Raw genomic sequence first — 18,571 nt, 5'->3', positions numbered from 1 at the left:
TTCCAATTCCTCTACTACTTGCTTCTTGAAGCTAATACTGTACCGCTTGAACTCTCGAACACTTTTTGTCATGTTTTTCCCAATTTTAGTTTGATTTAATTTGTCAAGCTATTTCAGGACATGACATACACATCTTGAGTCTTAAATCTTGTATCTTGAGTCTACAAAAAGTCCTGGCAGTACGGGCATGGCGTATGAGGTTCGCCACAAACCCAGTTTAGCATCACTTGGTTTATTGTTAAACATATACCCCGTAGCTGCACAGGCTTTTTAGATTGTAGAATTGAGAACTTGTCCTGATACTCAGGATTGGGGTTTTGAGTATTAATTCGTTAATTGTTAAACCGTTAAAGGTTAAGTCCCCGATATTCATTAGGACAGCGCTTAATTCTTCACGCTACCCTATCTTGTTTCTAGCCTCTTGTCTCTTCCCAAAAGGCATATCCTTCCCAGCAAGGAAAAAGACTGCGTTTTTTCCAAAGGGATGCAGAAACATGGGAATGCTTCTGGAGGCTAAGAAGATGGGATTATAGACTTTCCGATGCTGCTCCTGCAGTAGCGATAGGATCGGAAAGGTGCAAGGACATCCATGGCGTATCGACCTTGGAAAAACGTATCTGAGTAGATGCCTTGTCTCTCATTAGGTTAAAATAGGTTTAGATAGGGTTCTTTGGCTTGCGCTCAAAGAGGATGTCGAAGTTTGTAAAACTCATTATTGTTTTTTTAATGATTTTATCTTTCAAGATTTTCTTCTTTCAGATAATCCAATAGTTTGTATGTTTTTTTAATACATTCAATTAATTCAGTATTGCAATTGACTATTTCAAATTCACTTAGAATCCCCAATAGACTTTTCCTATATTCCGCTAATTCTTCAGCACCACTAATAGGTATTGTAATATGGTTTTTATTAGCAAGATCCGTTTTGTTGTTCATGGAATATACTTTATATCGGTATAAATATACCGATTATCAGTATATAACAAAAATAATTAATAATATTTTTCAATATATTTATCCCGTTTTCCTACATTAGAATCATGAAAAAGGGGAAATATCGAACTAGGCTTGGTATTTATTTAGACCAAAGAGCAATTAACCAAGCTGAGGTATCACGGAAAACAGGAATTGACACTAACAAGATATCAGGGTTTTGTACAAAAGATTTGCAACTTTTAAGAATTTCTGCTTGTGAATTGTATTTAATCTCTCTTGCGATAAAGGTTAATCCGTGTGATTTATTGAATCACATCTGTGGGGATTTAAAAATCAAAAACTAAATTGTTCAAATAAAGATGAAATTACTAAATAACTCATATGAAAAAGGGAAAGTATAGAACTAAATTAGGTAGTATCTTTGATGAAAGATCTGTAAATCAATCAGATGTTTCGAAAAGAACTAAAATAGGAAAAAATAGATTGACCGATCTATGCACCAAAGAGTCGGTGAGAATTAAGGCTGATGAACTCTACTTGATTTCTTTGGCAATAAAAATGGATTCTTGTCACCTATTAGAAGAATTATGCTCACATAATGAACTAGTTGAAGATAAAAATTAATGTAATTGATTTAACAATAAGATTTTTATAAAAAATAGACATATAACTAATTGAGCTATTCCTTACTTTTTTGCTTGATCAAAAAAGTAACCAACCCCCGAAGCTTTCGGGGCAAGACGGAGATATTTCCGTCATACGGAACAAGCTATATCTGCCCGCATCCTACCGCTGGCCACCCACATGTGAGAAAATCCCGGATCTCCGTCCTCCCGCCCACATCAGACGGTTTGTAGTAGTAGAGGAAGGAACAAAAAGTTGTTATTATCACCGTGATTTTTTTGAAAGCCTCTTAAATGGGGCTTTCTTTTTGTTTTCACCTTGAAAAATACCCTGTTGTAGGTATTTTATGTTAAGGTCGGAATGGTTATGTTTGGAGATAATTCTGATATAGACGCCATAATGGCACTTATCTCTCCGAATTTGAATGCTCTACGCCATAATGGCGTAGAGAAATCGTTGTAGCCAATTTGACAAATGAACATTCAATATAACATAATTGCAAATAAGGATATTCAGAACTCGAACCGAGAGACTTTTATGAAGTTGTTAAAAATCCAAGGTAAAGTTCAAGGGGATTTGTCTAAAAAGGCGGATAGATGCAAGATAATTTGCATTGCATCCATTAATGATGAACCTATCGCTATTGGTGGAATTAAACCTAAAACAAATTCGGACTTTAATGAAGAAAAAGCAGACCTGCCAAATCTATCAAAGGAATTTGAATGGGAATTAGGTTATTTATTCACCATTGAAAAATATTGTGGTAAAGGGATTGCATCAAATATAGTCAGGCTATTAATTGGCGAATTTGGTGAAAATAACCTAATGGCCTCAACTGAAATTACTTCTAATCCAGGTATGGTAAAAATTTTAGAAAGAAATGGGTTTCGGCACTATGGAAAACCTTGGAGTAGTAATATTCACGGAAACTATTTGGGACTTTTTTTAAAATTTCGATAGGAATGGAAAAAACCAATCAATTTCATCCACCAATTGAGGGAAGTGTTCTTGAAGGGATTGCCAAAACTTTAGGTGACACCAATAATGGGCTGACAGGAACAGAGATAAGTAAGTTCCTACAAGAAGTTAATATCCCAGATATAGACCCCTTGAATTCCAAATGGAAAAGATTATATAATGCCTTTGTAGATTTCCAAAACAAAAAGCAATTTTCAAACAACATTTTGAAATTCATAAACAAATCAATGGCACCTTCAAGATTTGTTGGCAAATATGAACAATTTGAATTTCTTAGAGCAGAACTCAACAAAAGAATTGCGTTTATAGGCTTAGAACTTTCAGAGCGAGGAAAATTTATCAAGACACAAAATGCTTTAACTATTACCGAAGCTGAACAAAGGGCAAACAAGCTAAAAAGTAAACTTGAGCAACGAAACATTCACCCGACAATTTATCAATATTGCAAAGCAGAACTTTTAGCAGAAAACTACTTCCACACTGTTTTTGAAGCCACTAAAAGTATTGCAGAGACAATTAGACAGAGGACAGGGCTGAAAGAGGATGGAGCTGAATTAGTAGATAAAGCTTTTTCCATCAAAAACCCATTAATTCAGATTAACGACTTATCAACCGAAACAAAAGAAAGCGAGCATAAAGGGTTTGCAAATTTAATAAAGGGTGTATTTGGAATGTTTAGGAATACAACAGCTCATTCCGCTAAAATTATTTGGGAAATTAATGAAAGTGATGCTTTGGATATTCTTTCAACAATATCATTAATACACAGAAGATTGAACATAAATGAATGAAAACTGGCTACAATCGAGACGGCCTCGCCAACCGTCAAGATAGCGAGGTGCGCCTCTCACACCACCGTACGTACGGGTCTCCCCGAATCAAGTTAGGGGCGGACTGTATACGGCGGTTCACTGGATTGTAGGTTGCGCCCGCCTATATGATATTGTCGGGCAGGATTTGAGGTAATAGGAAAGCATCGATTCATACCAGTTCTGTTGTATGATGACATTATATTTAGAGATTAATAAGTAAATTGATAAATTGGGTCTGACTAATGGGTATTGGAAATGAACATAAATTGAGGGGTTTTGGTTGAGATAGTCAAAATTATAAAACAAAACATAATACAAGATGAAACATATACTTTTGAATAGAGCATTTAAATACAGAAAACGCAAAGACATAAATCCACCAAAGGACTATGATTACAATTCTATTTTAGGTGCTTGGTTCAATATTAATAGCAAATCACCTTTGATCTTTGCAGAGGACTTCAAAGCTCAAGGCACAAAAAAATTAGATGTTGAAACAGGCGAAGACAACAAAGGACAGTAGTATGAAATATCCTGAAGTTTTGCTAATATCTAATCGTTTTGATTTTTCTACTGATTTTATTGCGTTAGAATTAGCAAATCAAGGCATTAATTTCATCAGAGTAAATCGTGATGAATTAAAAGATTATTCAATTGAATTTGATCCAATCAAACCTGAAATAAAAGCTAAGTACAACGATTACTCTTTTAAAATTTCAACTAAGTATTTAAAATCAATTTATTATCGTGCGCCAACATTTTTAAGAGATATTTTTCAAGAAGGATTGTCTGAAGATGAACAATTAATCCGAACACAATGGGCTGCTTTTGTTCGCTCATTATGTGTTTTTGAAAATGTCAAATGGTTAAACAATCCTGCAGATATATACAAAGCAGAAATAAAACCATATCAATTATTCATTGCAAATAAATTGGGAATTAAAATTCCTCAAACAATAGTTTCCAATGTTACCTTAAATTCAGATTTTGAATATCAGGCAATAAAATCAATTGATACCGCTATTGTTAGCAATGGTGACGACGAGGGTTTTGTCTATACTGAGATTTATAAAAAAAATGAATTGAAAGAAGTGAAATATACTTCACCCTTTTTTATACAACAAGGTTTAGTCCCAAAAATTGACATAAGAGTTACCGTTGTAGAGAATGATGTAGTTGCCATTAAAATTACAAGTGAAAAAAAAATTAATGAAGATTGGAGAAGATTCAAAGATGAATTGACTTACACTATTTTTGAGTTACCCAAAACGGTACACGACTTTTGTATTAACTACACAAAAAAACTCAACTTGAATTTTGGTGCTATTGATTTAGTTTTTCACAACAATGAATATTACTTCATTGAAATCAATCCAACAGGTGAATGGTCGTGGTTGCAAAAAAATACAGCATATGATTTTGATAAACTAATTGTAAAATCATTAACCAATGTTTGAAATTAAATACTTCATATTACAACATGTTTTTCCAGGATTTTATGCTGAATACGCAAACGGGATTGTTTCTAAAATACAGAAGAATCAACAGGGCTTTGATGTTGATTTAACAGCTATTCCAACGGGACAAGAAAAAGAATACATTGACCAAGTTAAAGCCGATTTAAAAGAACAGCATGATGGAAAAAAAATAATTGAGGATAAGGCAAAATCTCTTCTTTTTATAATAGCAGTGTCTATCACTGCTATTACATTTTCATTGACATATCTTAATTCACTTTATTTTAATGTATATCAATTAATCGCTTTGTGTTTTTTAGGAATAAGTATTTCATATTTTGTTTCAGGAGTAATTAGAGCTTTGCAAACACTAAACATTAGACCGTTCAATGTCATTCAAGCGGAAGTAGAAATTACCGACAGTAATTATAAATTAAATAAAAAAAAAATGACTATGATTTTTTAAAAGAACTGATTATAAAAAAACAACTAAACGACTTGACAAATGTTTGTTTAGCGAATTACACTTATGCGTCTTTCAGTTTGGTTAGAAACGGTATTATTTTCTTTGTTGTGTTCTTTGCAACGACAACATGGGGGAATTACTTTTCTCAAAAAGGCAAGGTTAATGAAACTTTACCAATAAACAAGGAAATTATAATAAAAATTAATGACTCAATTGACGTAAAAATACCTTACACGTTTGAGTTAAAATACGACATACAGAACTTGGAAATTGATAAGAAAGAAAAGAAATAACTGTGGCTTAGATTTAGCCAACTTACCAAAATGCCCTTATAAAAAGCCCTGATTAATCCATTCATCTATCAGGTTTTTTGGTTAGTGGCTGCCGTGCGCGCCTATGGTGTATTGACTGACATCCTCAGGGTGAAGGGTTTGCAAGGTGGAAAAGTAGGCTGATTTGGTGAATTTTAGGAAGTGGTTATTTTAGTTTTTGGTTGTATTTAGATGGTTTTGCTTTGGTTTGGGCATGACTTCCCCTACCCAACATCTGGGGATTTGAATTGGCGGCATGTCTTGGATCCAACCCTTGATTTCTTGAATCCTGTAAATGGATCAAGAGGGGGCTGGATTTGATTTAAGAGGTTTTGGTCTCCATAACATAACATTGGAAATTGGTTCAAGCTTATGTAAATTAGAACCGAAGGGATTTATAAAAATGAAGAGCCGTGTGAGGTGAGAGTCTCACGCACAGCCTGTCCCGAAAATCGGGAGTTCTATGGGAAGGTGAGGGTGCAATTCCCTCGCATGACCTGATTAGCAGAAAATCATAAAAATGTTGAGACCGAGGATATTCATTATTTTAAAGATGATACTCTTATTTAGTTGTAAAGGTAATTATATATATGAAAATGAAGAGATTACCTCGCTTTCAAAAACTCTTCCAGAGGTATTTGAATCATTTTATTATTCAAACTACTGTAAGTGGGTTGAAGATGATTTGAGTAGTTTTTATGATACAATTCCATTCAATGACGACGATAATTCATCGGAATTGGTTTTCAAGAAGCTTGTTGAAAAGGAATGTAGTATTGGTCATATTGCAGAATTTGATGGTAATTTGATTTCGTTACCTGAAGTTATTAATCAAAATGATTGGTTAATTAATATCTATGATACTAGTGATATTGTTTACTTTGATTTGACTACCACAAAAAACTTTGCAACACTTAAGTCAAGATGTATTGGTTTTAATAATCTTTATTTGAATGAAAAATACAAAATTGAACCGATAGATTTTAAAGAAAATTATACCAATAAAAATTTCAAGCTTAGACCCGAAATAAGTAGAGTGAGTTTCAACGACAGTCTTACTCAAGGTTTTTACTATATTACCATTTGGAAAGATGGTGGTTTCCAAAAAACTGGTACATCTACATTAGTTCTGATTGAAAAGGAAAGAAACAATTGGGTAGTGAAAGAAATCAAATACTTTAGAAAGAATTAAATTTTGCTAACATTTAGCCCACCAGCCAAAAGCCTTTGCTACCGACTCCAATCGGTAATCTCTGATTTCCGTCTTCCAGCCCGCATTAGATAAGTAGAAGTAAATCAGATGAATTTGAGTAAAAATACCCTGATCGGGGTATTTTTTGTTTGAGGGGGATTGAGTAGGTTTGGGAATGGGAAAATATCCCTAGAAATTTTAGAATATATCATTCGCTTACTTTCCTATATTGAAGGTTGCTAAGCGAAAGTTGTATCAGGTATATTTAAGTTAGCGAACATATGATGAAACCCATCTACATATTTTTGATTCTGGTTATGGTTGCTAATCAATCAAAAGCGACCTCTCAAATTCCTGATGTCTTATTTTTTGGAAAGGACACTTTAAATTTTTATGATTCTCCACTAGATAAGATTGAAGGAATAAGTGAAAAATTGTTGAAATTAAGGAAAGATGAATATGTAGTTTCTTCTGATTGTTGGAAGGGTTTTCGAGCAGAATGGAGGATAATTAACGATGTTCTGTATTTATCCAATGTACTTGATTGCCATTTAGAAAAACAATTAAATCCATTGATAGAAGAAATATTAGGGATAAAATTTACTAATGGATTAATGAGAGCAGATTTTGTTGATGGAGATTATTGGGCAGGGAAAAACCAAGTTTATGAACAGTCATTTTATAATCCAATTTATAAACAGGAAATAAAATTTGCCATTAATAAAGGAAGAGTTGTCAATTCAACAAAAACTGAGTCTATTCAATGTGATTATTTAGATAAGGAAGATTTAAAGGATTTTATCCTTAGAAATCTTAATCCTAATGAAATAGAAGATTTGAAAGAGGAATCAATAAAAGTCTCAGTGAATATTAAGTCAGATAAAACAGGAAAAATAAGGGAAGTGAAAATCGTGCACTCCACACATCCCGTAACTAACAAGCATTTCCAAGATTCCATTATGAAACTACCATGCCGTCCTGTCTACTTTCTTAAAGGAGAGTATTGTTCTATTGAAGAATCATTTTATCTGTCCTTTAATATGAAGGAGCTAAAAGAATACGTTCGCTAATCGAGTAGACGGCCTCGCCAACCGTTAAGTTGACGAGGTGCGCCTCTCACACCACCGTACGTACGGGTCTCGTATACGGCGGTTCACTGGATTGTAGGTTGCGATTTGAGGTAGTAGGAAAGCATTGATTCATACCCTTTTCGTCTCAGGCGTGACAGAGTTATAGTAGTAATAAGTATAGGGCTTTGAGCTACTGCCCAGCCGCCTTTCCTAGTTCTACTCCATGCGTATGCATGGTCTTGGTCCACACCTAATCTAATCAAGTTTTTACGTTTCCGCTCAGGTTTCTTCCAGTCATGCCAAATACAGTATCGAAGTCGGTTTCTTAGCCACTCGTCGAGTGATTTCAGCTTTGCTGAGATACTGGCTAGGCGGTAATTGTTTACCCATCCTATCCAGACCTCTTTGAGCTTTTGGAGCCGTTCAGCGAAGCTGTACGGTTTGGTTTTCTTGGTGATCTGCTTGAGCTTACGTTTCAGTGAGTCCCAGCTGTTTTTCTTCACCACCAATTGATATTTTCCTTTGACTCCTTTTTGGTACGTTGGAACAAATGCATGACCCAGCATTTCAAAGTTGGACGGTCTTCGGATGCCGCTTTTCTCCCTGTTGATGGGAAGTCTGAGTTTTTCCTTTAGAAAAAGGTAAATTTCGTTACCTACTTTTCTGGCTTCCTTCTTTGACTTGGTGTAGATGCTGAAATCATCCGCATATCGGACGTATTTCAGGTTTCTTCGTTCTAGTTCCTTATCCAGTAAATCCAAAAGGATGTTGGATAAAAGCGGACTGATGGGAGATCCCTGTGGTACTCCTTTTCTACGTCTGTGCAGTTTTCCGTTGATCTGGATTGGTGCACGCAGCCATTTTCGGATAAGCCTTAGGGTAGTCGGACATTTTACCCGTTGGTAGATCAGTTGAAGTAGAACCGAGTGGTCAACTTCGTCAAAGAATCCCTTAAGGTCGATGTCCACTATATCCTGATAGCCATCATTGATGTTTTTCAGGGCTTGTGTTACCGCCTTATGGATGTTTTTCTCTGGGCGGAAGCCGTAGCTGTGCTCTTCGAACGTAAGTTCGTATTTGGTCATCAGCACTTGGCTTACCGCCTGTTGGAGCCATCTGTCTACTACTGTTGGGACTCCAAGCAATCTTGTCTTTCCGTTACTCTTGGGTATTTCGACCCCTTTGATAGGTTTGGGTACATACGTATGGTTCAGGATGGAGGTGGCAATCCTATCCCTGTTGCTTTCCATAAAAGAAAGCAGTTCGGAGACCTTCATGCCATCCACCCCTGCAGAACCCTTGTTCCGCACCACCTGGCGGTATGCTTTATACAGGTTCTTACGGTTGAGTACTTTTTCTATCATAACTTAATGTATTAACCCTGTCCGCTTAAGATAAGGCTACCCCAAAAGTTGCTCCTTATCGAATTTGGACGTAATCCAATGTTCAGTCCTTCACTGTTCCGTGAGACCATCAGGGATATGGTTTTGGCAGTCCCTGCTCGTTTCTCCAGCTACTATAACTTCGGCTGACTTCTTGGCTCATAGAAACCTAGTCTATTCCAAGATCTCCCTTGGTAAGGTGAATATCCTTGTGTCTATCACTGCCATATCTACTACTTCGGCACTTCCTCCCTTGGGAAGGTTTGGACTTCGGTGTGATGTGCCACCTCATCCGACCTCGTAGCCTCCGTATATGGTTCCTGTTCGTCAGTACAGACACCGCAGTCTGGCTTACTTCACTGCATGCCTCACGGCAAACCAGCTTGCCACTTGCTTGGCTTCGGGACGTTACCCCCGCGCTTAAGGGACTCTCACCCGTTGGAACAGTCAACTTCTTGACCTATATTCACCATTCAAGGCACACACAGCGGCTTTGTGCAATGGCGGGTGACGTAGTAGCCGAAGGTTATCGCATTTTATTTACATTAGCGGTGGCCGACAGTTTAGCGTTCCAAAACCGCCACTGACACAAAGCCACGGGTCGTTATAGCACATTAAAAAGAGCCAACGCAAATTCGATGGAACAATTTATAATATGAAGTTTTTAAGGACATTCTCAAAAAGGGAGGTTTTATCCTCATTTTTATCTGCCATTATGATGGTGTCTCTATTCTTTTTTTTCAAGCAGAACAAATTATTTGATTCATATTTCTTCATATTTGGACTGATAATCTTCTTACCTATTTTCCTAAAGCATAGGATTTATTTCTTAGAACATAAAAGAAGGAATAGACTGATTGGAAGATTTCTGCACGATGTAATTACAATTGTTTTTATTGTAATTCTAGCCAGTTTGAGCTTGAAGACCGTAGGGAAATTTTATAGAATTGGAAGTTTTTCAAACTTGTTTATTGCCTCATTTACAGCTGTTATAATGGCAGAAATGGCATTTTCAATTTTTAATCAGATTTTGCTCAGGGTCTTTAAAATTCGAGTATGTTAAAGAAGCAGAAACTACTGGGGATATTAATTTGCTTTGTTTTATTGTTGATATCCCTTTCAATAGAAGTTTCTTATAAGGATTCAAATCCAGAGAGATATAAAGTATGGGCAGAAGATTCTGTTCTCAAAGTCGAAGATTTTCTTGGGCAGCCACCTTTTTATGGAGGAACAGATGCAAAAATATACTACAGAGGTAAAGTAATTACCAGTCCCGAAATCAGGGTAGTTACTGAAATGGATAGATTTCAATCTTACATAAAAAAAAGCCGAATTACTGAAAAATTAATCAGACACGAAGCATATCACCTTAAGCTTACCCAAGCTTTATTTTCTGATGTCAATGAAAAGATTTTATCGCAAAATTTAAGCATAGAAGAATCTAATCAATTGACATTAAGAACGTTTCAAAGAATAAAGCAATACCAAAAGTTATATGATAAAGAAACAAATCACAGCTTGGTAGAGGCTCAGCAAAATTATTGGGAATACAAGATTGATTCAATGTTGAACAAATCCATTGACTTTCAAATCTTTCAAGAGATAGAAAATATTGAAGTATATTTCCCAGAGAAACCTAAGATCCTAGTAATTTCTATTGACGATGAAAAATATAATGGTTATCTACTTGATAAATACGATGTTAAGTTTTGGATAGTTGATATGGAATTTTACAGCAATGATACTCTAACCATTGAAAATTATTTAGTTAATATCCTTCATGCAGGAGGGCTATCAGACATAATTGTAAATGGAAATTTACCTCACCCTAAAGCAATTTTTGAGTCCTATAGCCAAGATACCATAGGAAATGAAATAGTTTTAGACAAATTACTTCTAGGAAAAAACACTTCCTTTTGGCTAAGATTTAGATATCCAATAGTAATAGAAAATGAAGAAGTTTATAAAAGAATGGGAGATCAATTCTTCAACTCGTTTGAAGTTATTGATGAATGAAAATAAACGTGCTATAATCGAGTAGCCCGACCTGAGCCAAACGGCTCAGGTTGAGGCTCTCACACCACCGTATCCCGAAGTCGGGACAAGCAGTACGGGTCTTCCCGATGCATCGGGAGCGGTTCACTGGACCGTTGGTAGGGTCCGCTCATTGATGAAGCTTTTATTATGCAGTATTATAGTCCATTTTATTAGACTAATTTTCACCCCAGTTCCCAGTGATAGAACAGGTTTAGATAAGAGACTATAACTTCTCTAAGACAATTAACGGCTTTGACCTTGCCTCCCTTGAAGCTCGTGTATTTGATCATGACCCTCCTGGTCAATCATGATGAAATTAAAAATAGCTATAGCCCTGCTCAGTCCAACTAAGTTTCAAACGCAATCTTGATATATCTATTTATTATAGTTATTTTTTTAGTTAGATTGCGTCTAAAACACTTTACGTTGGTGGCAATGCTAAGTGGCGACACAACAAGACAATGAAAAAAGAATTAGACGGATATGTTATTTACTGTAAAGACTCAGACAGAGAGACTCCTTTGGGTGTTGTTTCCGACAGTTATGACTGCCAAGCTCTTTCAGATTATATTCCAACTCGTTTGAAAAATTTCTTAGTCGAAATCGAAGATAAAAGATTTTATAGTCATAAAGGTATTGACTTTAAAGGCGTATCAAGGGCTATTGTTGAAAATTTAAAAGCAGGACGCATAGTTCAGGGTGGTAGCACAATAAGCCAACAATTAGCAAGAAATATCATTCGAGATACTCGAAAGACAGTAACAAGGAAATTAAAGGAGACCATTAAAGCAATTCAGATTGAAAAGCAATTTTCAAAGGACGAGATTTTGAATTTGTATTTCAACAACGTATACTTTGGCAAAAACATTTGGGGGTTAAGAACTGCAGGACTTTATTACTTTGGGAAGGAAGTCAAGAAGTTAACCCAAACAGAACTACTCTATTTGTTGACTATTTTACGGGGGCCTAATTACTACAAAAAAAGGCCAGAAATTACTCAAAAGAGATATAATACAATAAACAACATTTTACTTGAAAGGAAATTAATTTCAAAAAGCAGATTTCAAAAAAATATAAACTCTAAACTGACCATTTCTGAAACTCAACTTTCAAGTTTTAAAAATGCGGCCATCCCTTTTATAACCAATCGAATTGACGATAAAAAAAAGACCATAGTATCTTCCATTGACTATAAAACTCAAGATTTTGCTAGAAAATTTGTTGCTGAATCAAAATATCCCGTATCAATCATTGCTTTGAGAAAAGGTAAGATTGTTGGCTTTGCTAGCAGTTATGGAACAGACTATCCATTTATTTCAAAATCAAATGTCGGCTCAACATTAAAACCATTTTTATATTGCCACCTAAGAGAAAACGGAATTTCGGAATTTGAAAAATTTGACGCATTTAATAACAATTTAGATTGGGAAGTAAGGGAAGTTGGTTATTACAAATCTCAGCTTAACATCCAAGAAGCATTATTTTATTCAAACAATAATTCATTTGTAAATGCTACAAGTAAAGTTGGATTTGAGACCAACTTAAAATTCTTGTCAGACATTTTTAACAAACCGGCAACAGATTTCTTCCCTTCAAGTGTTTTAGGTGCAACAAAAAGTGGTATTTCTTTATATGAATTAGCGCTAGCTTACTCAAATTATTTTAATCCCACCAGATTAACTGACACCAAAACTGAGTGCCTTTCAATTCTTAACAAAGTATTTCACGAGAAGTTAGGTCTTAAAATAGAAAATGCCTTTCTTAAAACAGGCACGACTAATGAAAACAAAGAAAGATATGCCGTCTTGGGCAATGCGGACTTGGTTTATGCTGTCCTAAGAAATGAAAATGATTTCAATGATCAATCTAAAGAAGGAAGTTTTATGAAACAAATTTCAAGAAGCATTTCTTCAATGCTTAAAACTGACAAGAACTTTGTATGGATATAATAACAATCATAAAAGAAGCCAACCCTAACGTTGTAATTTTCTTATTGACAACTTTTGTTGCCTTCATTTCTTGGCTAATAAAAAGCTTAGTAGAGAAGCCCCTTGCTGAATCTAAAAACACTTTCACAAAATATTTTGACAAACGAATTGAGATTTTAACAGAAGTAAAAACAAGACTTAATTTTATTGCTTATTTCCCAGAAGGTGAAGACAACTTAGAATACAAAAATCAACTACAGACAATACTACTCACTGATGGTAAAGCAGCTTATTTGAGCAAAGAGGTATATAACAATGTTCTAAGAATTGCAATTGACGAAAAAACAAATGAAACTCTGCTCTTAGACACAGTCAAGATGATTGACGAAGAGCTTTATTTGAAAATATCTAAGGTTCAAGATGAGATAGAGTTTTACAGACGTTTTTCTAATTACAGCCCATTTAGACGATTTTTCGGCATTACAGTCCTGTCTTTACAATATGTTATTGCTTTGACAATAGTATTTTCGATATTGACATATATGACTATTTTGTTTATAGACAGTAATTTATACCAACGAATCGGAATAATAGTAGCAGGAATTTTAGGAATATATTTACTTGACAAATGGCTGAAAAGATGAGAAGCACAGCCACCAATGAGTAGGTAAAGGGGAATTCCACCCCTAAACCTCTCACAGAACCGTATCCCGATTTTCGGAACAGGCAGTGAACCTCTCAATTGTTCATGTTGGTTTTGTTTTTATTTGTACTCACGAATGCTTGGGCATTTCATACAGCCTGTTCCGCTCATTGCGGAAGCTCTTATTATGCGGTCGGATAGTCCATTTTATTAGACTAATTTGTATCCCAATTCCCAGTGATAAAACAGGTTTGGATAAGCAACCGACACTTGCCTAAGCCATTTAATTGCTTTGACCTTGCTTCCTTTGAAGCTCTTGTACTTGCTCATAATCAACCTGTTCAATCATGATGAAATTAAATGCAGCTATAGGGATAACACGGCATAATCCAACTATGTTTTAAAGGTAATCTTGATATATCTATTTATTATAGTTGTTTTTTAGTTAGATTGCGTTTAAAACACTTTACGTTAGCACCAATTTTAGGACGACAGCAACCGAATGACTGAAAGGCCAAACATATTAGTAGTTTGCGGACGAAATAAAAAGCGTAGTAGGACGGCTGAATACATTTTTAAAAATGACGACCGTTTTAATATTCGTTCTGCTGGACTAAGCCCTAAAAGTGACAGGAAAATTTCAGAAAATGACTTGAATTGGGCGGACTTGGTTTTTGTAATGGAAACAGGACAACGTGGAAAAATTTGGGGATTATACAGACATCTAGAATTACCTGACATTGAAGTTTTGAATATACCTGACGACTATGAATTTATGAATGATGAATTAGTTGAGTTGCTCACGGACAGAATTAATGACACGTTGAAAATAGTGTACAAAATCTAAAATGAATTGACAGCAATAACAACGACTGGAGAGTGCATGGACAGGAAGAATATCTTTTTGGTAAGAGTTTTATTCATAAAAGGTATGCCGATAAAACAACAAAAACGGACCACGACCATTGTGAGTTTTGCTCAGACAAATTTTCTACAACTATTGCCAACTGCTTGACGGAAGGATATACAACGACAGTCGATTATCATTGGATTTGTAAAAACTGCTTTAATGACTTTAAGAACGACTTCAAATGGACGACAATATAAAAATTGAAGAAAGAAAAACTGGTACTAACGTTTAGCCCTCGAAAAAAAGCCCTGATAGGAGAAAAAATCTATCATAGTACCGAGCTATCGGAATAGTGGCTGTTGACTGACATCCGCAGGGTGAAAATCTTGCTAGGTGGAATAGTAGGCTGGTTGGAGGGTTTTAGGAAGCGGCTGTTTTGGTTTATGGTTGAAATTAGGTGGTTTTTTTTTGGTTTGAGGATGGTCTCCCCTACCCTTTGTATTGGAGTTGGATTTTACGATAAGTCCTAGATCTAGTCCTTGATTTCTTGGATCCTGTAAGTGGATAAAGAGGGATTGAATTTGGTAGTTTTTGAAAGAAAGTTGGGATTAGTTGTAAAAATTAAAAAGGGAATTGATAAATTAGAGTGAATTGAGGCTTTTTGACCTCGTTAGTTCAAATTAAAAATGTCTTACATACTAATCCTCATAATTAATCTTATCATTCTAGGTATTTGGTATAAATATCGAAGAAAAAAAGGAAAGGACTTGCCATGGTTCGCTGGTTGGATTCTACCGAGCGATATTGTCGTTTTTTTTGGATTTCTTTTAATGGGAACCTTTGCAATAGTGATGTTTTTTAGCAACAATTTTCCAATGGGGCAAAAGCGAACTGAAAAAGAAATGTCAGACATGAAAAAGTCTATAATTAAGTTTAAAAATGACAACAAGGGTTTTCCAGATTCTATAGAGGAACTCATTAGGAAGAATCCTTTAAGAAAGAATTGGAAAGAAGATTATTGGGAAACTCCTTACAGACTTTCTAAAAAAGGTGATCAATCTATGGAGCTGATATCTGCTGGTTCTGACCGACAATTTGGAACTAAGGATGATTTAAAAATTATAATTATAGACTGATTCAAATGAATAAACAAAGGGAAAACCCATTCCTACATCGCTCACAGAGTTCTAGTAAACTGTTGAATATTCTGAAGCAAAGCTTGTCCCGATTCTAGGGGTCCCCCCCTAACCCAGAATGATTTTGATCAGAGAAAGTGTCCTGAATGGCCAGAATCGACTGACATTCCGGCTGATGTTGACCCCTCTAACGAATGGTTTTGGTTTCTTAGCGGATACTTTAAAACAACCGCTAATTATAATTCAATGGCTTGAACACCAAAACCAATGAGTCAGATAAAACAATTGATAATTCTTAATAAATCTGTGAAGTTATAAGTAGATTTAAAGATAATATTTATGATAATATGACTATTCACAATCTTACACGTTTGTTTGAATAGCTGCAATAATTAGTCTGTCAAATAATTTTTCACCAAAAAACCTTCTGTTTAGCTTGTAGACAAATTCATCAAGATAATTCTGTAGGTATTTTTCTGTAACCATATGGTAAATGCCCAATAGATTCTTTTTCAGATTACTTATAGCTGTATGAACCCAATTCAGTTCATCATTTGTCGATTTTTCAGATGATTTCACTTTTATATGACATTCTACAAGCTTCTCCAAATTAACATAAGCCTGATTTTTATCCGTGATTAATACCGATTCTTTATCAATTGCATCATTAACAAACCCTTCAACAGAACTCGCTGAAGCATCAGGAATCACCTTCATTTTGAAAAAGCCACATTGATTTGATTTCTCTCCAGTATTTTCATCTTCAAGTGGGGTCGATTCAGCTGCAACTGCAACTATTGCTTGTCTTAGGCTACCTTTTCCTCGTTTCAGTTGATTCTTTAATTCTTCATCAACTGCCTTTTCAACATAGGCTTCATCATATTCAACCATTCCTTTTAGCATATAGGTGCTATCTCTTTTACCCATTATAGACCTTATTTTATGCATAAGGTTAAATGCAGTTTCATATCGACTAAAGCCTAGCTGTCTTTGGAATTCGAGACAAGAAAACCCCTTCTTAGTCGCAGACATCAATAGAAAAGCCGTAAACCAAGTGTGCAATGTAAGGTTACTGGATTCCATTATAGTTCCTGCTTTTAAAGAAGTCCTTCTTCTGCACTTACTGCATTCGGAGAATTTCTTTCCACTAAACCAATATTGTCTGGTGAAACTGCTACATGTTTTGCATTAAACTCCTTCCTTTTCCCTGTATGCTTTCAGAAATTTCTCACAACTCTCTTAGTCGGGGAAATGGGTTATAAAGTCAATGATGTTTATGATTCTAAATTTTCTTCAAGTAACATCATTTTATCCTTTTGAGAAACTAGTTGACACTAGCTGTCATAGAATATTTGCCTACGTGTAAAATCACGGAGAATTATATTAAATATTTAGATTTAGAATCAATCGGCATAAAAAGAAAAAACATTTTGAAACCGATTTCATTTTTTATATTTTGGATGTTCAATTGAAACAATCTTTAAATATTAAAATCTATGAACCTAGAATTTCCTAAACGACTGCTTTTGTATACAGCAGTTCCTTTGTTATTACTGAGTTGCAACGAGCAAAAGCAACAAGATAACCAGGAAGAGCAAGTAGTTGAAAATGAAGAGAATGTAAAATTTTTGAATAAACCATTGGTTAGCCACATGTACACCGCTGATCCTTCGGCACATGTCTTTGATGGTAAAATCTACATCTACCCATCGCATGATGTACAGTCAGTAGTAGAAGAGGATGATTCTGGTGCGCACTTTAACATGAGAGATTATCATGTATTTAGCATGGATGATGTCAATTCTGAAGCTGTAGACCATGGTAAGGCTCTCGACTTAGATGATATCAAATGGGCCAAAAGACAGCTTTGGGCTCCTGATGCAGCTAAAAAAGGTAACAAATATTACTTGTATTTTCCTGCAAAAGATCATGATGATATCTTTAGATTAGGTGTTGCCGTAAGTGATAGCCCAACAGGGCCATTTACTCCACAACCAGAGCCTATGAAGGGTTCTTATAGTATTGACCCCGCTGTGTTTCAAGATGGAAACGAATACTATATCTATTGGGGTGGAATATGGGGTGGACAATTACAGAAATGGAGAACTGGAGAATACCTGTCTACTGGTAGCTCACCTTATGATGATGAGCCAGAAGATGACCAACCAGCTATCAGCCCAATGGTAGCTAAGCTAAGTGGAGATATGCTAGAGTTTGGAGAAAAGCCGAGGAAAGTTTCAATTCTTGACAAAGACGGCTCACCAATCACTGCTGGTGATCACGACAGAAGATTCTTCGAAGCTGCTTGGGTACACAAGTATAATGACAAGTATTACTTCTCTTATTCTACTGGTGACACACATAATATCGCATACGCCATCGGAGACTCTCCGTATGGGCCATTCACTTATGAAGGTGTAATATTAAACCCTGTACAAGGCTGGACAAACCATCACTCCATTGTTGAAGTTGACGGAAAGTGGTACATATTCTATCATGATACAGAGCTTTCAGGAGAAACATACCTGAGAAATATTAAAATGACTGAAATGGAGCATAAAGCTGATGGAACTATCAAGACCATAGACGCTATCGTAAAATAAATCAAATAAGCTCACTGTCAAATAGAGTAGGAAGATAGGGATTATTTCCCTATCTGTCCTCTCACACCACCGTACGTACCGTTCGGTATACGGCGGTTCTTTAAGTTTTGATTCTAACCTTTTGGTAATAGTCCGACAGGAATACA

Annotated in this window: 18 protein-coding genes and 1 pseudogene; 16 read left to right on the top strand and 3 right to left on the bottom strand. The window is 35.5% G+C overall.

Annotation, left to right across the window (positions count from 1 at the left end):
- Window positions 1–732: 732 nt before the first annotated feature.
- Window positions 733–936 (bottom strand): hypothetical protein, encoded by a 204-nt coding sequence (locus MM239_RS19010; protein ID WP_241349913.1) that lies wholly within the window; start codon window positions 934–936, stop codon window positions 733–735.
- A 104-nt stretch (window positions 937–1,040) separates the two neighbouring features.
- Between MM239_RS19010 and MM239_RS19005 the strand changes: the two genes are divergently transcribed.
- The 9 genes from MM239_RS19005 (at window position 1,041) to MM239_RS18965 (ending at window position 7,846) form a co-directional block, all read left to right on the top strand.
- A complete protein-coding gene (locus MM239_RS19005) occupies window positions 1,041–1,280 on the top strand; it encodes a helix-turn-helix domain-containing protein (protein WP_241349912.1) in 240 nt (79 codons plus the stop codon).
- 37 nt (window positions 1,281–1,317) lie between these two features.
- Window positions 1,318–1,560 (top strand): helix-turn-helix domain-containing protein, encoded by a 243-nt coding sequence (locus MM239_RS19000; RefSeq protein WP_241349911.1) that lies wholly within the window; start codon window positions 1,318–1,320, stop codon window positions 1,558–1,560.
- A 537-nt stretch (window positions 1,561–2,097) separates the two neighbouring features.
- On the top strand, window positions 2,098–2,520 hold the full coding sequence (locus MM239_RS18995; RefSeq protein WP_241349910.1) for a GNAT family N-acetyltransferase: 423 nt from the start codon (window positions 2,098–2,100) through the stop codon (window positions 2,518–2,520).
- Between the two features lie 245 nt (window positions 2,521–2,765).
- Window positions 2,766–3,329 (top strand): TIGR02391 family protein, encoded by a 564-nt coding sequence (locus MM239_RS18990; protein WP_241349909.1) that lies wholly within the window; start codon window positions 2,766–2,768, stop codon window positions 3,327–3,329.
- Window positions 3,330–3,669: 340 nt separating this feature from the next.
- Window positions 3,670–3,873 carry a hypothetical protein gene (locus MM239_RS18985; protein WP_241349908.1) on the top strand — a complete coding sequence of 68 codons (204 nt, stop codon included), beginning with the start codon at window positions 3,670–3,672 and terminating at the stop codon, window positions 3,871–3,873.
- A gap of 1 nt (window position 3,874) precedes the next feature.
- Entirely contained in the window at window positions 3,875–4,807 is a 933-nt protein-coding gene (locus MM239_RS18980) for an ATP-grasp domain-containing protein (RefSeq protein ID WP_241349907.1), read from the top strand.
- Window positions 4,800–5,273, top strand: a complete 474-nt coding sequence (locus MM239_RS18975; protein ID WP_241349906.1) for a hypothetical protein — start codon at window positions 4,800–4,802, stop codon at window positions 5,271–5,273. Before MM239_RS18980 ends, MM239_RS18975 begins: the two co-directional genes overlap by 8 nt.
- A gap of 834 nt (window positions 5,274–6,107) precedes the next feature.
- Window positions 6,108–6,776, top strand: coding sequence for a hypothetical protein (locus MM239_RS18970; RefSeq protein ID WP_241349905.1), 669 nt, complete (start codon window positions 6,108–6,110; stop codon window positions 6,774–6,776).
- Window positions 6,777–7,057: 281 nt separating this feature from the next.
- A complete protein-coding gene (locus MM239_RS18965; protein ID WP_241349904.1) occupies window positions 7,058–7,846 on the top strand; it encodes a hypothetical protein in 789 nt (262 codons plus the stop codon).
- An 83-nt stretch (window positions 7,847–7,929) separates the two neighbouring features.
- Here MM239_RS18965 and ltrA read toward each other — a convergent pair whose 3' ends face one another.
- Window positions 7,930–9,159, bottom strand: a complete 1,230-nt coding sequence (gene ltrA, locus MM239_RS18960; RefSeq protein ID WP_241349903.1) for a group II intron reverse transcriptase/maturase — start codon at window positions 9,157–9,159, stop codon at window positions 7,930–7,932.
- Between the two features lie 151 nt (window positions 9,160–9,310).
- Between ltrA and MM239_RS18955 the strand changes: the two genes are divergently transcribed.
- The 6 genes from MM239_RS18955 (at window position 9,311) to MM239_RS21120 (ending at window position 15,822) form a co-directional block, all read left to right on the top strand.
- Window positions 9,311–9,532 (top strand): hypothetical protein, encoded by a 222-nt coding sequence (locus MM239_RS18955; RefSeq protein ID WP_241349902.1) that lies wholly within the window; start codon window positions 9,311–9,313, stop codon window positions 9,530–9,532.
- A 752-nt stretch (window positions 9,533–10,284) separates the two neighbouring features.
- Window positions 10,285–11,244: a hypothetical protein gene (locus MM239_RS18950; protein WP_241349901.1), complete on the top strand. Its 960-nt coding sequence runs from the start codon at window positions 10,285–10,287 to the stop codon at window positions 11,242–11,244.
- 482 nt (window positions 11,245–11,726) lie between these two features.
- Window positions 11,727–13,214, top strand: a complete 1,488-nt coding sequence (locus tag MM239_RS18945) for a transglycosylase domain-containing protein (RefSeq protein WP_241349899.1) — start codon at window positions 11,727–11,729, stop codon at window positions 13,212–13,214.
- Window positions 13,205–13,837, top strand: a complete 633-nt coding sequence (locus tag MM239_RS18940; RefSeq protein ID WP_241349897.1) for a hypothetical protein — start codon at window positions 13,205–13,207, stop codon at window positions 13,835–13,837. Before MM239_RS18945 ends, MM239_RS18940 begins: the two co-directional genes overlap by 10 nt.
- 501 nt (window positions 13,838–14,338) lie before the next feature.
- Window positions 14,339–14,683, top strand: coding sequence for a protein-tyrosine-phosphatase (locus tag MM239_RS18935; protein WP_241349895.1), 345 nt, complete (start codon window positions 14,339–14,341; stop codon window positions 14,681–14,683).
- A 689-nt stretch (window positions 14,684–15,372) separates the two neighbouring features.
- Complete coding sequence (locus tag MM239_RS21120) at window positions 15,373–15,822, top strand: type II secretion system protein GspG (protein ID WP_317235651.1); 450 nt, start codon at window positions 15,373–15,375, stop codon at window positions 15,820–15,822.
- Window positions 15,823–16,185: 363 nt separating this feature from the next.
- On the opposite strand, the pseudogene MM239_RS18925 reads toward MM239_RS21120, so the two are convergent.
- A pseudogene (locus MM239_RS18925) lies at window positions 16,186–17,043 on the bottom strand (IS1595 family transposase).
- A 275-nt stretch (window positions 17,044–17,318) separates the two neighbouring features.
- Between MM239_RS18925 and MM239_RS18920 the strand changes: the two are divergent.
- Window positions 17,319–18,425: a glycoside hydrolase family 43 protein gene (locus MM239_RS18920; RefSeq protein ID WP_241349885.1), complete on the top strand. Its 1,107-nt coding sequence runs from the start codon at window positions 17,319–17,321 to the stop codon at window positions 18,423–18,425.
- Window positions 18,426–18,571 lie beyond the last annotated feature (146 nt).

Origin of the sequence: Belliella filtrata, from assembly GCF_022549775.1 — a bacterium.
Classification (GTDB): Bacteria; Bacteroidota; Bacteroidia; order Cytophagales; family Cyclobacteriaceae; genus Belliella; species Belliella filtrata.
Note: the sequence above shows the minus strand (reverse complement) of the source record. Positions and strands in the feature narration are given on the sequence as shown.

Bases quoted from the DNA above. Each gene is read 5' to 3' on its own strand.
- MM239_RS19010 (WP_241349913.1), bottom strand. From the start codon at position 936: ATGAACAACAAAACGGATCTTGCTAATAAAAACCATATTACAATACCT.
- MM239_RS19005 (WP_241349912.1), top strand. From the start codon at position 1,041: ATGAAAAAGGGGAAATATCGAACTAGGCTTGGTATTTATTTAGACCAA.
- MM239_RS19000 (WP_241349911.1), top strand. From the start codon at position 1,318: ATGAAAAAGGGAAAGTATAGAACTAAATTAGGTAGTATCTTTGATGAA.
- MM239_RS18995 (WP_241349910.1), top strand. From the start codon at position 2,098: ATGAAGTTGTTAAAAATCCAAGGTAAAGTTCAAGGGGATTTGTCTAAA.
- MM239_RS18990 (WP_241349909.1), top strand. From the start codon at position 2,766: ATGGCACCTTCAAGATTTGTTGGCAAATATGAACAATTTGAATTTCTT.
- MM239_RS18985 (WP_241349908.1), top strand. From the start codon at position 3,670: ATGAAACATATACTTTTGAATAGAGCATTTAAATACAGAAAACGCAAA.
- MM239_RS18980 (WP_241349907.1), top strand. From the start codon at position 3,875: ATGAAATATCCTGAAGTTTTGCTAATATCTAATCGTTTTGATTTTTCT.
- MM239_RS18975 (WP_241349906.1), top strand. From the start codon at position 4,800: ATGTTTGAAATTAAATACTTCATATTACAACATGTTTTTCCAGGATTT.
- MM239_RS18965 (WP_241349904.1), top strand. From the start codon at position 7,058: ATGATGAAACCCATCTACATATTTTTGATTCTGGTTATGGTTGCTAAT.
- MM239_RS18950 (WP_241349901.1), top strand. From the start codon at position 10,285: ATGTTAAAGAAGCAGAAACTACTGGGGATATTAATTTGCTTTGTTTTA.
- MM239_RS18945 (WP_241349899.1), top strand. From the start codon at position 11,727: ATGAAAAAAGAATTAGACGGATATGTTATTTACTGTAAAGACTCAGAC.
- MM239_RS18940 (WP_241349897.1), top strand. From the start codon at position 13,205: ATGGATATAATAACAATCATAAAAGAAGCCAACCCTAACGTTGTAATT.
- MM239_RS18935 (WP_241349895.1), top strand. From the start codon at position 14,339: ATGACTGAAAGGCCAAACATATTAGTAGTTTGCGGACGAAATAAAAAG.
- MM239_RS21120 (WP_317235651.1), top strand. From the start codon at position 15,373: ATGTCTTACATACTAATCCTCATAATTAATCTTATCATTCTAGGTATT.
- MM239_RS18920 (WP_241349885.1), top strand. From the start codon at position 17,319: ATGAACCTAGAATTTCCTAAACGACTGCTTTTGTATACAGCAGTTCCT.